The 14,017-nt window shown below is 37.3% G+C and carries 12 protein-coding genes and 1 pseudogene; 9 read left to right on the top strand and 4 right to left on the bottom strand.

Annotated features, from left to right (window positions below; all coding sequences use genetic code 11):
• Nucleotides 1-298: 298 nt before the first annotated feature.
• A complete protein-coding gene (locus AC1FXP_RS03990; RefSeq protein ID WP_480058902.1) occupies nucleotides 299-451 on the bottom strand; it encodes a hypothetical protein in 153 nt (50 codons plus the stop codon).
• A 510-nt stretch (nucleotides 452-961) separates the two neighbouring features.
• On the opposite strand from AC1FXP_RS03990, the gene AC1FXP_RS03985 reads away from it, so the two are divergent.
• Nucleotides 962-1,783 carry a pyruvate, water dikinase regulatory protein gene (locus tag AC1FXP_RS03985; RefSeq protein ID WP_480058901.1) on the top strand — a complete coding sequence of 274 codons (822 nt, stop codon included), beginning with the start codon at nucleotides 962-964 and terminating at the stop codon, nucleotides 1,781-1,783.
• Entirely contained in the window at nucleotides 1,776-4,451 is a 2,676-nt protein-coding gene (gene ppdK, locus AC1FXP_RS03980; RefSeq protein ID WP_480058900.1) for a pyruvate, phosphate dikinase, read from the top strand. The genes AC1FXP_RS03985 and ppdK overlap by 8 nt, the downstream gene beginning before the upstream one ends.
• A gap of 595 nt (nucleotides 4,452-5,046) precedes the next feature.
• Here the strand turns inward: ppdK and AC1FXP_RS03975 are convergent.
• Nucleotides 5,047-5,464 (bottom strand): annotated as a pseudogene (locus tag AC1FXP_RS03975) (NAD(P)/FAD-dependent oxidoreductase); the annotation flags it as partial.
• Nucleotides 5,465-5,708: 244 nt separating this feature from the next.
• Here AC1FXP_RS03975 and AC1FXP_RS03970 point away from each other — a divergent pair.
• The 5 genes from AC1FXP_RS03970 to AC1FXP_RS03950 all read left to right on the top strand — a co-directional run bounded on the left by AC1FXP_RS03970 (nucleotide 5,709) and on the right by AC1FXP_RS03950 (nucleotide 10,045).
• A complete protein-coding gene (locus tag AC1FXP_RS03970) occupies nucleotides 5,709-6,386 on the top strand; it encodes a MerR family transcriptional regulator (RefSeq protein WP_480058899.1) in 678 nt (225 codons plus the stop codon).
• 263 nt (nucleotides 6,387-6,649) lie between these two features.
• Nucleotides 6,650-7,705 carry a Delta(5) desaturase DesA gene (desA, locus tag AC1FXP_RS03965; RefSeq protein WP_480058898.1) on the top strand — a complete coding sequence of 352 codons (1,056 nt, stop codon included), beginning with the start codon at nucleotides 6,650-6,652 and terminating at the stop codon, nucleotides 7,703-7,705.
• Nucleotides 7,706-7,831: 126 nt separating this feature from the next.
• Entirely contained in the window at nucleotides 7,832-8,962 is a 1,131-nt protein-coding gene (locus AC1FXP_RS03960; protein ID WP_480058897.1) for a histidine kinase, read from the top strand.
• 1 nt (nucleotide 8,963) lies between these two features.
• Nucleotides 8,964-9,563: a response regulator gene (locus tag AC1FXP_RS03955; RefSeq protein WP_480058896.1), complete on the top strand. Its 600-nt coding sequence runs from the start codon at nucleotides 8,964-8,966 to the stop codon at nucleotides 9,561-9,563.
• A gap of 281 nt (nucleotides 9,564-9,844) precedes the next feature.
• Nucleotides 9,845-10,045, top strand: a complete 201-nt coding sequence (locus tag AC1FXP_RS03950; RefSeq protein ID WP_250098647.1) for a cold-shock protein — start codon at nucleotides 9,845-9,847, stop codon at nucleotides 10,043-10,045.
• Nucleotides 10,046-10,243: 198 nt separating this feature from the next.
• Here AC1FXP_RS03950 and AC1FXP_RS03945 read toward each other — a convergent pair whose 3' ends face one another.
• A complete protein-coding gene (locus tag AC1FXP_RS03945; RefSeq protein WP_480058895.1) occupies nucleotides 10,244-10,711 on the bottom strand; it encodes a hypothetical protein in 468 nt (155 codons plus the stop codon).
• Nucleotides 10,712-10,857: 146 nt separating this feature from the next.
• Nucleotides 10,858-12,090, bottom strand: a complete 1,233-nt coding sequence (gene hmpA, locus AC1FXP_RS03940) for an NO-inducible flavohemoprotein (RefSeq protein ID WP_480058894.1) — start codon at nucleotides 12,088-12,090, stop codon at nucleotides 10,858-10,860.
• A 705-nt stretch (nucleotides 12,091-12,795) separates the two neighbouring features.
• On the opposite strand from hmpA, the gene AC1FXP_RS03935 reads away from it, so the two are divergent.
• Together AC1FXP_RS03935 and AC1FXP_RS03930 are read left to right on the top strand one after the other, a co-directional pair.
• Nucleotides 12,796-13,623 carry a formate/nitrite transporter family protein gene (locus AC1FXP_RS03935; RefSeq protein ID WP_480058893.1) on the top strand — a complete coding sequence of 276 codons (828 nt, stop codon included), beginning with the start codon at nucleotides 12,796-12,798 and terminating at the stop codon, nucleotides 13,621-13,623.
• Between the two features lie 22 nt (nucleotides 13,624-13,645).
• Nucleotides 13,646-14,017, top strand: a 372-nt coding sequence (locus tag AC1FXP_RS03930) for an FAD-dependent oxidoreductase (protein WP_480058892.1), incomplete at its 3' end; no start/stop codon positions are given.

The raw sequence follows: 14,017 nt of genomic DNA, 5'->3' as shown, positions 1-14,017 counted from the left end.
TCCCTTGTTATGAATAGTTGTCTATGTAAGTAGAGAACCGCTCGTAATAACCATCCATTTACTAGTGTAATTGTATCAATGCTTTCCATTATAATTAACGTTAATAGAAATGTCTTCAACTAGTTGAACAGTTATACATATTAAATAGAAAGAAAAAGGTTCTTGTCCCATTAAGATACATAAAGCAGTGAGGCAAGAACCTTTTTCTAGGAACTTTTTCATTCAGATTTTTCTTACATTATTTTTTTCTGTTCCTCTCATTTCATCTAACCATCCGTCCTAGATACGTGTTCTGAAACTAGTGAATAATTTGGTTATTATAATATTCTTCGTTATTTACAATTTCTTCTAAACGTCGTCTACCTTCTTCTGTTAAATATACACTTTTGTCATTTAAGAGCTTTTTGGCTAATTCTACTGTGATTTTTGGTTCAATTTTCTTTTCAGCCATTTTATTTTCCTCCTTTCTATGTGTTTCATTAATAGCTTATTCAAGTTTAGTAGAGTTGAACTGGACAAGTATAATGAATAGGGTGCGGATTATAAAAATGTGCTTGTCCCCAGGTTGACCACCAAATAGACATAAGAAAAAAGCAATAAAATATGTAGTTTGCTAACTTTTTTGGCAAACTTTTTTTGTTATCGCTTATAAAATAAACAATTTAATGAAATTTCTGACTCTTTATTGATTTAAATGGAAAAAAGGGGTTGTAACGAAACATGATCAATGGTAACATACTATTTAATTTAGTGTATAACACATTGGCGTTATATCATTAAATAGTATGTCACATATGAGTTTGAATACTAGTAGACTATCAACCTGATATATCCATAAAAACAAGTTTTGTAGGTGGGGCCTGATAGTCAAACAATGTGGTACATAGTAGTGCCATCATGAAATGACCAAGACATTTTCATGAAAAATGCTGTCAAATGAAAAAGGTAAAGGGGAATCGAAGTGAGAGAGAAGGAAGTTGTCTATGTCGTTTCTGACTCAGTTGGTGAAACGGCTGAGTTGATGGTGAAAGCCGTCGCATCTCAATTTAATGGGGGAGAAGTTGAAATTGAGCATGTTTCCAACGTGGAGGAAATCAAAGATCTCGAGCATGTCATTTATGTTTCTAAAGGTACGAACTCGATTATCGCCTATACACTTGTTATTCCTACTTTGAAAGAATACTTAGATAAAAGGGCGGAAGAGGAAGGAATTTTAGCAATTGATTTGATGAGTCCACTTATGGAAGCCTTTTCTCAAAAGTTCAATAAGCTCCCGAAACGTCAGCCAAGGTTGATAAGGAAGTTGGATGCCAACTATTTCCGGAGGGTGGAAGCTGTTGAGTTCGCTGTTAAGTATGATGATGGGCAAGATGTACGAGGAATTGAACGTGCAGATATAGTACTAATAGGAGTTTCTCGAACTTCAAAGACGCCATTGTCTATGTATTTGGCACATAAGCGTTACAAAGTAGCCAATGTTCCACTAGTACCAGAAGTGCGTCCACCCGATGAGCTTTTTAAAGTTTCAAGAAATAAATGTGTTGGTCTAGTTATTACACCAGATAAGTTAAATGAAATTCGCAAACAACGTTTGAAGAACTTAGGTCTGTCGGTAGCAAAATATGCCGATTTAGACCGGATCCTAGAAGAGCTAGAATACGCTGAAAAAATAATGAAACGTATTGGATGTCCCATTATTAATGTCTCAGACAAAGCTGTTGAAGAGACGGCTGATTTATTATTAGCCATGTTGAAAAAGAGAGGGGTAGGAAATCGTGAATAAATTTGTTTATATGTTTGATCAAGGAAGTGGCGATAAAAAGGAACTTTTAGGTGGAAAGGGAGCAAACTTAGCAGAGATGACTCGCATTGGGTTGCCTGTTCCTTATGGATTCACCATTTCGACAGAGGCTTGTAATGCATATTATGATGCAGGAAAATCAATTTCTGATGCAATGGAGCGACAAGTGTTAGAAGCACTAACTAACCTTGAAGAAAAAACAGGGAAGAAACTAGGAGATCCAAAAAATCCATTGCTTGTTTCTGTTCGTTCAGGTGCGGTTCATTCAATGCCAGGAATGATGGACACGGTTTTAAATCTTGGAATGAACGATGAAACGGTTGAAGGAATGGCAAAGCTTACGAACAACCCAAGGTTTGCGTATGACTCTTACCGCAGATTTATCCAAATGTTTAGTGATGTTGTCTTAAAAGTGGATGGCTTTTATTTCGAGCAATTACTTGAAGAAATAAGGGAAGAAAAAGGATACGAGACCGATCCTGAAATGTCAGCTGATGATTGGAAAGAAGTGATTCAAGGCTACAAAAAACTTGTGAAGAATCATACAAAAAGTTCATTCCCAGAAGACCCTAAAGAGCAATTGTTCCTTTCTATTAGTGCAGTATTTGATTCTTGGAATAATCAACGGGCAATTGTTTACCGTCGTCTTCAAAAAATTCCTGGTCATCTTGGAACCGCTGTCAACATTCAAAGCATGGTGTTTGGAAACATGGGTGATGATTCGGGTACGGGTGTAGCCTTTACACGGAATCCTTCGACAGGGGAGTCGAAACTGTATGGTGAATATTTAATCAATGCTCAGGGAGAGGATGTGGTTGCCGGGATTCGTACACCACAGCCAATCGTTACTCTCAAGCAGGAAATGCCAGACGTGTACCAGAAATTTGTGGATACGTGCAACCTTCTTGAAAAGCACTATCAAGACATGCAAGACATTGAATTCACCGTCGAACGAGGAGAACTATTCATTCTTCAAACAAGAATTGGAAAAAGAACCGCTCAAGCGGCTATCAAAATAGCCGTTGATTTAGTAGAAGAAAAGATTATTAGTAAAAAAGAAGCGATTTTGCGGGTTGATCCAGATCAATTGAATCAGCTACTTCACAGTCGCATTGATGATTCATATGTGCGGAATCCACTAGCGAAAGGTCTTCCAGCCTCACCTGGGGCTGCTACAGGCCAAGTCGTATTTGATGCAGATGACGCTGAACGTTTAGGAAAAGAAGAGAAAAAGGTGATCTTAGTCCGCCCAGAAACAACACCTGATGATATTCATGGAATTGTCGCAGCACAAGCCACTGTTACGAGCCGAGGTGGGATGACGAGCCACGCAGCAGTCGTTGCAAGAGGAATGGGTAAAGCTTGTATTTGCGGCTCTGAATCTGTCAAGATCGACTTAAAAGGAAAGCAGTTTAAAGTCGGAGAAACAATTGTGAGACAAGGGGATGTCATCACGATCGACGGGTCTACAGGTGAAATTTTCTTAGGTGAAATTCCAATGATTGCTCCGCAGCTATCAGAAGAATTTCAATTACTATTAACGTGGGCAGATCAAGAGAGAAAATTAGGGGTCAGAGCAAACGCGGATAATCCAGAGGATGCTCAAAAAGCAGTTGAATTTGGTGCAGGCGGAATCGGATTATGCCGGACGGAGCATATGTTTATGGATGCAAATCGAATTCCGATTGTGCAAGAAATGATTCTTGCTGAAACTTACGAACAGCGTGAAGTTGCTTTAAGTAAGCTGTTGCCAATGCAACAAGAGGATTTTGAAGGGATTTTTGAGGCGATGGAAGATCGCCCTGTTACGATTCGTTTGTTGGATCCTCCTCTTCATGAATTCTTACCAGATAAAGAGGAGCTACTCGTTGAAGTAACAAAATTACAAATGACGAAACCAGATTCGGAAGAGTTGAGAGAGAAGGAATATCTCCTGCGAAAAGTGCGTCAGTTAGATGAATTTAATCCAATGTTAGGTCTTCGCGGGTGCCGACTTGGAATGACGTATCCCGAAATCTACGTTATGCAGGCAAAAGCAATCTTCTATGCGATTGCAAAAGGAATGGATAAAGGCATCGATGTAAAGCCAGAAATCATGATTCCATTAGTCGGCCATGTAAATGAGTTAAAGGAAATGCGTCAGTTGGTCATCAATGCGGGTGTGCAAGTGGAAGAAGAAACAGGAAAGACATTCGATTATCTAGTAGGGACAATGATTGAAGTTCCACGTGCCGCATTAACAGCGGACCAAATTGCTGAAGAAGCAGACTTTTTCTCATTCGGAACAAATGATTTAACGCAATCTACATTCGGTTACAGTCGTGATGATGCAGAAGGAAAATTCCTTCAAGCATACATTGAAAACAGGGTTTTGCCAGAAAATCCATTCGCAACTCTTGACCAAGAAGGTGTAGGGAAGTTAGTGGAAACAGGTGTGAAGCTTGGTAGAGGGACGAAGCCAGGGTTAAAGACAGGAATTTGTGGAGAACACGGTGGAGAGAAACATTCAATCGAATTTTGCCATTCAGTAGGGTTAGATTATGTTAGTTGTTCACCATATCGTGTACCGCTCGCACGCCTTGCTGCTGCTCAAGCTACAATAAAGCATGAGTTAAAACAGTCGGTGAGTGAACTACAAGCTCAGAAATAAAATTGAAGCTGCCTTGAGGGCAGCTTTCTTTTTTGTGGTAGGGGATCTGGTGTTTGTTGCGTAAAAGGTGAGTATGGCAAGTAAATAAGTAGTTATCTCTAGTAATATACATATTCCCTTTGTATTCTAAGTTATAAAAATAAGATCCAACCCAATTATGATGAATATCTCCTTCTCTTTTAGGAATACTTACTTTTGAGGTGAGAAATAATGGGGATATTGAATGTTTTTGGATATTGGATCGAAAAGAGGAATGAAAGAAGAATTGAGCTCTGCAAATCACAGGGAACATGCCCTGAATGCCAAGGGAGAGGATTTAACATGTTAGGAACGGAAGTGTACGTGTTCAATTCCTCTTATTATCACTGTGGTGGCTGCAACGGTAGTGGGTCTTATTATGATTGGGTAAAAACTACATAAAAATTGGTTGCCCAAAATGCGGAACCTTGCCGCATTTTTTAGATTGTTTATATCTTTTCATTTATTTTTTTGCGTATGGGGTAATAAGGACCTCTACTGCATGCATTTGCACTGTAGTAGAGGTTTTTTAGTTATGTTTTAAAAGTATTTAATTGTGAAGAAGCTACGGACATATTCAAGATTTCTTTAACAATGGTCGATCCTGTAAATAATAGGCTATGTCGGGACTTTTTCCGTTCCCAATCTCTTCAACGATTAGTTTGGTAAGGATTTGACTGTACACGGTGCCGTTATCACCGAAGCCAAATACAAAATAACTGTTTGGTGCATCTTTTTATTTTCCGATAATTGGAAGTCCATCAATGGTTCCGCCATAAAAGGCGACTAAATAATAATCAGGTCGCACCTCGATGTCTGGGAAGAGCTTGTGAAATTCATCAATGAGTTTGTCTTTTTTATGTATTAATTTGCTGTCTCGTACTTTTGGGTATATCGTGTTTTCATCGAGACCACCAATAATGATTCGGTTATCGCAGTTGTTCTAGTATAAACATAAGTCGGGCAGTTTCCCAAATAAGGGTGCGTTTATACCATACGTGCCTGATTTTACATTCATAAAAGTCACTCCTTCATTTGTAGTCGTTAGTAGTATAGGCATATCGATTTGTATCATTCTCTAGTGCAAGGAAAAGCTCGATTTAAACTGAAAGAAAGCATCAAAACACAACACTTATTGCCGAATAACAACTTTTTTTTAGAACATTTGTCAAGTAGGAGGAAAATAGTCATACTCGTATCTAATATGTACTACAAACATATTATTAAAGAGGTGAGAGTATGGAGAACAGTCAAAAGAAATATACGATTAAGGAAGTTTCTAAGTACTTAAAAATACCAGTAGGGAAACTGAGAGAATGGGAAGAGATTTTTCCCAATGCTCTCTATGTGCAAAGAACGAAAACAGGAGCGAGACTGTATACGGAATATGACATCGAGATGTTAAAAAAAATAAAAATCTTAAAAGATAATAATATCAATGAGGAAAATGTGAATTTTATTCTTAATACGAATATCGCTGTTGAGGCTGATGAACCAAACGAAGACCCTCATGATTATGATGTTATAGTATCATTACAAAATGAGACGATTGGTAACATTCAAGAACTAACGGAATCTATTTCAGGACTAAAGGAAGAATTTATTCAAGAAGTAAAAGAAGAAGTAAAAAGTGAAATGAATGCAGGACATAGCAAGACAAAATCACTTATTCAATCGTATTCCCACACCATTGTAGATACAGTTGAAAGCACAAAAGAAGAATTAACGCGACTAAGGCAAGACATTCACCGAGAAGAAGAGGAGAAGTTATTTATCCAACAAAAACTTGAAGAAAGAGAAGTTTATTTTCAGGAATTTGTACAAGCCTATCGAGAGACAGCGGCAGCAAAGTCAAAGCTTCCGAGTTGGTTAAATTTTCTTAAGCCGAAAAAAGAGAGTTCTGTCGATTATTTATAACAGGTTGTTTGAATTCAAATGAACAGTCCTCCTACACTATTGCTTTGGTGTGGGAGACTTTTTTGTCTTTGAGATAAAAGACTATAATTATAAGAATCCTAACCTTGTTCAAACTCGTTAAATTCTTGTAGGAAACGGACAAGTATGACAAATGTCATATTTGTTACTTGACGTTCATGACTTCTTGAGACAATGGCTTTCTATTATGATAGAGGTATTAGTTCTCCGATATCAATTAAATAGAGCCTTTCAAGGGGGAAGTTATGAGTAATCACAAATTAACACAACTTAAAAAAAGTATTGTACCATTTGAAAAATCAGACGTGAAATCGAGTATTAAACAATTAATAAACACAGTACCGCCGTTCTTCTTATTATGGTTTCTAGCGTATCAGAGCTTGTCGGTCTCAATATGGCTAACAATTGCCTTAGCGGTTGTAGCTGCGGGATTTGTCGTTCGAATATTTATTATTTTCCATGATTGTTGTCATGGGTCGTTCTTTAAAAATAAGAAGGTTAACAGTATACTTGGGACCATTACAGGTGTTATTACGATGTTTCCTTTTGAAAAGTGGAAGCGAGAGCATTCGATTCACCATGCAACTAGTGGAAATCTAAATAAGCGTGGTATTGGTGATGTGTGGATTATGACGGTAGATGAATATGTGACTGCATCATTTAAAGAAAGGTTGTCATACAGACTATACCGTAATCCACTTGTTATGTTTGGACTTGGTCCGATTTACTTGTTTTTTATTACAAATCGTTTCAACCGTAAAGACGCAAGAAAAAAAGAAAGAATGAATACGCATGTCATTAACGTTTCAATTGTTGCTCTTTATTCACTAATGATCTGGATAATTGGTTGGCAGGCGTTTCTACTTATTCAAGGACCGATCCTTTTTGTGGCAGGAGCATTAGGAATTTGGTTGTTTTATGTGCAGCATCAATTTGAAGATTCTTACTTTGAAGATGAAAAAGAGTGGGACTATGTTAAAGCGGCTATTGATGGAAGTTCATATTACAAGCTTCCTAAAGTATTGCAGTGGGTGACAGGTAATATTGGTTATCACCACGTTCATCATCTGAGCCCAAGAGTTCCAAATTATAACTTGGAAAAAGTACATGAAACAACCCCGCCATTACAAAAAGCAACAACGATTACAATGGGTTCTAGTTTACAATCTATCCGTTTTCGTCTTTATGACGAAGCTAGCAAGACATTTGTTAGTTTCAAACAGGTGAAGCACCTTATGCCTAAATCAAGGTCTAACGTACAAATTAAGAATAAGCAAGTTAGTCTTCAAGGAAAATCATAAATAGCTATGAGAAAAACCGTTCATGTTAATATTGAAGGGTTTTTCTCTGCAGTATGATCAGTTCTTATTGTATGATAAGTATTATAAAATTGATGCTCCTAACAAAAAGAAAGAGAGGGGTTAATCATGCAAAATTGGTATAATATCTTCCCGAAAAATACAGGCTTAAGCGTTTATATTTGGATTATCTTTTGTCTATTGCCTTTTTATTTTATCTTTAGGTTATCTTCTGCATTAGAGATTATTTTCGGTATTGTAATGATTTTAGTATTTTTTCTTTCGTACCGTCTTTCATTTATATCAAAAGGAAGACTTGTTTATTTCTGGGTCTCAATTGAGATGGCAATTAGCATTGGTATGACTTTATTTTACGGCTATGTTTATTTTGCGCTTTTCTTAGCCTTTTTTATTGGAAACATTCAGAGTAAAATCGGTTTTGTTATGATGTATATCATTCATCTTTTAACGACGATTAGTGCAGTCTGTTTCAGTTTTTTTACACAAACTGAATTATTTTTTACTCAGCTTCCTTTTATTATTATTTCAGTCATCGGTGTGATACTCCTGCCAATCACTTCGTACCATAGAAACAAGCGTGAGAAATTAGAGGGACAATTAGAAGATGCAAATAAAAAAATTTCTGAATTGAAGGTTGCAGAAGAGCGTCAGCGGATTGCGCGTGATTTACACGATACACTTGGCCAAAAATTATCTCTAATTGGCTTGAAAAGTGATCTAGCTAGAAAGTTAGCTGAGATCAATCCTGATGCAGCAAAAGCTGAAATGAGTGATATTAATCAAACAGCGAGAACGGCTTTAAAAGAAGTGCGTGAAATGGTGTCGGATATGCGCGGTGTAAAGTTAAAAGATGAACTCGTCTATATTCAGCAAATCCTAAAAGCTGCAAACATGGAATTTATATTTGAAGGAAATGCCATCCTGAAGAATACTCCTTTATTAATAGAAAATGTAGTAACAATGTGTTTGAAAGAGGCTGTAACGAATGTGATCAAGCATAGTCAGGCAACGACTTGTAAAGTAGTGATTAAGGAGCAAGATGAGGAACTGCAAATCATTGTACAAGATAATGGCATTGGCTTCTCAAGTAGAGACGATGATTTCGAAGGGAACGGACTTCGTGGTATTAGAGAGCGTTTGGAATTTGTTAATGGAAGCTTGAACATTGAGGAATCGGATGGGGTAACGGTTGATATCCGCGTACCAAATGTGATTAAGCAAACAACTAGGGGGGATTAACATGATTCGTATCGTCATTGCCGAAGATCAACGGATGTTGCTCGGGGCTCTTAGTTCTTTACTTAATTTAGAAGAAGACATGGAAGTGGTGGGTGAAGCGAGGAACGGGGAAGAAGCTTTGTCTTTAGTTAAGGAGCATAACCCTGAAATCTGTATTATGGATATTGAAATGCCAGTAAAGAGCGGTCTCGATGCGGCTGAGGAGCTTATTGACCAACCTTGTAAAGTGATTATATTAACGACTTTTGCTCGTGCAGGTTACTTTGAACGTGCACGAAATGCTGATGTACGTGGTTATTTGTTAAAAGATAGTCCTAGTGATGAATTAGCAAACTCAATACGAGTCATTATGGATGGGCGACGTGTGTATGCTCCAGAATTAGTCGATTTAGCATTTGATAATAAAAATCCACTTACAAATCGTGAAATGCAAGTTATGGAATTGATTTCTGATGGGAAAAGTACGAGTGAAATTGCAAAAGAACTTTCCCTAACAAATGGTACGGTTCGTAATTATATTTCGGTTATTTTGGATAAACTAGAAGTTGGAAACAGAATTGAAGCTATCTCTAAGTTTAGAGAAAAAGGCTGGTTTAAATAATAGGCGATTGCTTGAACATGTGTTTTGCAAGGGATAAAGCGATTTTTATAGAGGTGTTATTCTTTTGAAAAATGGTGTTATTAAAACAAAAATACCAAAAAGGACCTCTGGGGATTAACTTCCATTTGCTTTTCTAGACTTTATCTGTTACGCTTAACTAGAATTATTTTTGTTCGAAATGTCGGGAATGATAAAGTATTTAAACTTTTCGCCTTTGATATCTAAACTTGAGCAATGATAGTATTAAAACGTGGATAAGATCCACACAGGAGGAAACGCACATGCAACAAGGTACAGTAAAATGGTTTAACGCAGAAAAAGGATTCGGTTTCATCGAAGTTGAAGGTGGAGATGATGTATTCGTACATTTCTCAGCTATCCAAGGCGAAGGATTTAAATCTTTAGATGAAGGTCAAGCAGTTACATTCGACGTAGAGCAAGGTCAACGTGGACCTCAAGCTGTTAATGTAAACAAAGCTTAATGAATGAAAAAAAGGACTCTTTAGTAGAGTCCTTTTTTTGTGGAGTGAAAAAAGGTAGCCAAAAGCAAAAAGGCTGACTATAGACAGTCAGCCTCGAAAAAAAACAATATGACACAAGTGGAAAATGGTTACATGAAGCATAACATAAAATGTATCAAACGCCTAATGAAAATTTAAATAACCCTTTTCCTGTCCTATTTAAATACGTGAAAATCCTTCTTCTTCTAAGTAGTGGGCTGCTTGTTTATATGAATGAAATGTCCCGTCTAAATTCTCATCCGCGTACACATTCCACATATCTTCTTCTTTTAGCAAAGTAAGTGTCACTGTATTATCATTGATCCATACTTCCTCTTTTGGTTCACGATTATCTAGTTCGCCCTCCTTTGGAGTGAGAGAGAGAATCGATTTTCGTATTGTAGAACGAAGGGCCTTTTCAGTAAAGTCGCGGATGTTTACCATCCCTTTATCATTCGTTTGATAACCTGTCATATTCCCAGCATACACAAAGCCATTTCCGTTAGGGTGTAGATGATATACTACATTCTTCTGGTCGTACGAACTTTCATTGTAGTGAAAGTTGACTCTTCCTAATGAAACATTTTTTCTTTCTAATTCAGGAAAAGATTCAGTAATAATCGATAGTTTTTCTTCAAATGATAGCATGCTTGCCTCCAGTAAATTGAATGAAATGTTAATTTGCTCAGTATAGCATAACCTTGCTTTCGTAAAAAGGTACATATCATTTCATAACACTAAAAAGCCGAGCTCAATTGCTCGACTTTTAGAAAAGAAGACATATCTTTTTAGTCTTATACCTCTAAGCTGCCTTTAGGTCCAAAAAATTCAAAATGAATTCGCTCATCAGGTACATTCCATTCCTTTAATGCTTGGTTCATTGCTTTCATGAAAGGAACGGGTCCACAGAAATAAAAATCGGCTTCGTTGTTCTTTAAAATAGATTGTAACCAAGGAAGATCGATATGCCCCTCTTTTTGATAGTTCTTTGCCTGTTGGTCTTCTGCAGTCGGTGATTCGTAACTTACAAAATAGTTAATATTTTCATGCTCGCTAGCGATACGAGCAATTTCCTCATGAAATGCGTGATACGTACTGTTAATAGCAGCATGGACATATGTTACGTCTCTAGTTGGTTGTTGACTTGCTAGTGTTTTTAGCATACTGATCATTGGAGTTTGACCAACCCCGCCGCTTAATAAGACGACAGGTCGATTTTCATTTGTTTGTAAGACAAAATCTCCAGCAGGTGCTGTAATTTCGATCGTGTCTCCTTCAGAAACTTGATGGTGTAGGAAGTTTGAAACGATGCCAGCTGGAATATCTTCTTTTTCATCTTCCCGTTTTACACTAATACGATAGTATTCTCCACCTGGTGCGTCTGATAAACTATATTGGCGTAAATGCGTATACGCTTCTCCATCAATGATTGCTTTTACCGTTATATATTGTCCTGGTTGGAAGTTGGAGAGACTGCCTCCGTCTTTCGGTTTTAAATAGAACGATGTAATAACATCACTTTCTTTTTCTTTTTTAGTGATCGTAAACTCGCGGAAACCGTCCCAACCACCTGGTTTCGTAGCTGCCTCATTATACATTTCTTGCTCTACAGAAATAAAGACATCAGCAATGACTCCATATGCTTCACCCCATGCATGGATGATCTCATCCGTTGCCGCATCACCTAACACATCTTTAATCGCTAATAATAGATGTTCTCCGACAATTGGATAGTGTTCTGCTTTGACCCCTAGGCTGCGGTGTTTGTGTGCGATTTGTTTTACCGCTGGGAGAATCGTTTCTAGCTGATCAATATATTGTGCTGCCGCATATACCGTATTAGCGAGCGCTTGCTGCTGTTTCCCTTGTTTTTGATTCACATGATTAAAAATATGTAATAACTCTGGATGATTTGTAAACATCATTTGATAGAAACGCGAAGTGATTGCCGTGCCATGTTCCGCTAAAACTGGAACGGTTGATTTAATAATATCGATTGTTTTGGAATCTAATAATTTTGTTGTCATAGGGAATTCCTCCATTTTTTATAAAAGATGTATTTGAAATATATGTTTTATTATGGTTGCGTTTTCAGTAAAAAGCAATATTTAAAATGCATCTTTTGAAATATAGACATAATTTATATGGGAATAAAGAGCAAGAACTCCTTATGTTATTGGATGTAATGGGAGGAGGGCCCGTTATTATTTGGAGATAGAGGAATGATATAACATATATTTAAAATACATATTTTCTTTGTGAGGTTACCTCACCAAAATACTTACAGGTCAAATGTATGCTGTTAAGATGAATGTAACAAAACGAGTTAGCACTAAGGAGGTAATGAGTATGAAAACGAAAAAGCTTAAAAATCCAGGGGTTTTCACATTATTGGTTCTTACCTTTACCATCTTCTTTCAATAAAAAAATGAGTATATGTTTTAGATAAAGGTGCACAATCGAATGTAATGTGCACCTTCATTTTTTTAATAGAAGTCCACTGAGTTTGTACTGTAGGTTGAGATAAAACACGACTCACTCACAGAGGAGAACTGGCGTAAATAAGGGATTTTTTCGAAAAGTTTGTAAGAAAACATGACAAACCACAACATGATAGCAATTAGGTAGTATACGATGAAACATGTATTTGAAATATAGGTTATTTCATAGGAGAGAGACATGATTTTTTAGGAGCTTTTGCCTGCTCGTAAAAATGAAGAAAGGGAGACTGTATGTATAAAGATACGATTGATAAGTTAAACAATATGGCCGTAGCGAAGAGAGAACTATTGGATAAAAGCTTGGTGAGATATTTAGTTTCAGCTTGTTTAGCTGGGGCGTATGTCGGACTAGCGGTTGTATTGAGTTTTTCATTGGGAGGATCGTTTTCGGAGTTATCCCCTCCGTTAGCGTCGCTTTTATTAGGTTTATCGTTTGGTATTGCCTTAGTATTAATTATTTTTGCGGGGGCAGAGCTTTTTACTGGTAACAATATGATCTTTACTGTGAGTACGTTATCTAAAGCGACAACGTGGAAAGACACAGCACAAAACTGGGCTTGGTGTTACCTCGGTAATTTTATGGGTGCTTCTTTGTTTTGTGTCCTAATTTTTTTCTCAGGGGTATTCTCTAATATTGCTAGCGACCACTTTTTAATGACAGTAGCCGCTAATAAGATGAGCTTAAGCACGTCAGAGATTTTCTTTCGTGGCATTCTTTGTAACTGGTTAGTCTGTCTAGCAATCTGGTGTACGCTACGAACCCAAAATGATGCCGCGAAAATCATGATGATTACGTGGATCTTACTTACATTTATTATTTCAGGCTATGAACATAGTATAGCAAATATGGCGATATTTGGGTTGGCTCTCATTCATCCAAGTCCTGAAACGGTCACGTTAGCTGGTTACTTTAGCAATTTAATTCCAGTAACGTTAGGGAATATTGTTGGTGGGACGATTTTCGTTGGCTGCTTGTACTGGATCATCAGCCCGCAAACAGTGGAGAAAGAAGAGAAAAAAGAAGTTCTAGTTAGGAAGTCAATAGCTTCAATTAAGTAGTTATCATTAGGAGGATGGGAAAATGAGAGAGAAACTAGTGCTAATAGGAAACGGAATGGCCGGAATTCGTACGATTGAGGAAATTTTAAAAAACGACAGCGATCGTTTTGACATTACTGTCTTTGGGGAAGAGCCGCATCCAAATTATAACCGAATCTTGTTATCGTCTGTTCTTCAAGGGGATACAACGGTCGATGATATCGTTTTAAATGAGTACAGCTGGTATGAAGAAAATCAAATTGAACTTTTGACAGGTGACCCGGTTATTAACGTAAATACAGAGAAACAAGTCGTCGTGAGCCAAAACGGGGTAGAACGTTCCTATGATAAATTGATTTTTGCAACGGGATCCAATCCGTTTATGCTTCCATTGCCTGGTGCGGATAAAGAAGGA

The sequence above is a fragment of the Halalkalibacter sp. HAAS-P013 genome (assembly GCF_056619925.1).
This window is presented reverse-complemented; position numbering and strand designations above follow the sequence as displayed.

Excerpts from the sequence above, each read along its gene's own strand:
- AC1FXP_RS03990 (WP_480058902.1), bottom strand. The coding sequence starts at position 451 with ATGGCTGAAAAGAAAATTGAACCAAAAATCACAGTAGAATTAGCCAAA.
- AC1FXP_RS03970 (WP_480058899.1), top strand. The coding sequence starts at position 5,709 with ATGGAGAACAGTCAAAAGAAATATACGATTAAGGAAGTTTCTAAGTAC.
- desA (WP_480058898.1), top strand. The coding sequence starts at position 6,650 with ATGAGTAATCACAAATTAACACAACTTAAAAAAAGTATTGTACCATTT.
- AC1FXP_RS03960 (WP_480058897.1), top strand. The coding sequence starts at position 7,832 with ATGCAAAATTGGTATAATATCTTCCCGAAAAATACAGGCTTAAGCGTT.
- AC1FXP_RS03955 (WP_480058896.1), top strand. The coding sequence starts at position 8,964 with ATGATTCGTATCGTCATTGCCGAAGATCAACGGATGTTGCTCGGGGCT.
- AC1FXP_RS03950 (WP_250098647.1), top strand. The coding sequence starts at position 9,845 with ATGCAACAAGGTACAGTAAAATGGTTTAACGCAGAAAAAGGATTCGGT.
- AC1FXP_RS03945 (WP_480058895.1), bottom strand. The coding sequence starts at position 10,711 with ATGCTATCATTTGAAGAAAAACTATCGATTATTACTGAATCTTTTCCT.
- hmpA (WP_480058894.1), bottom strand. The coding sequence starts at position 12,090 with ATGACAACAAAATTATTAGATTCCAAAACAATCGATATTATTAAATCA.
- AC1FXP_RS03935 (WP_480058893.1), top strand. The coding sequence starts at position 12,796 with ATGTATAAAGATACGATTGATAAGTTAAACAATATGGCCGTAGCGAAG.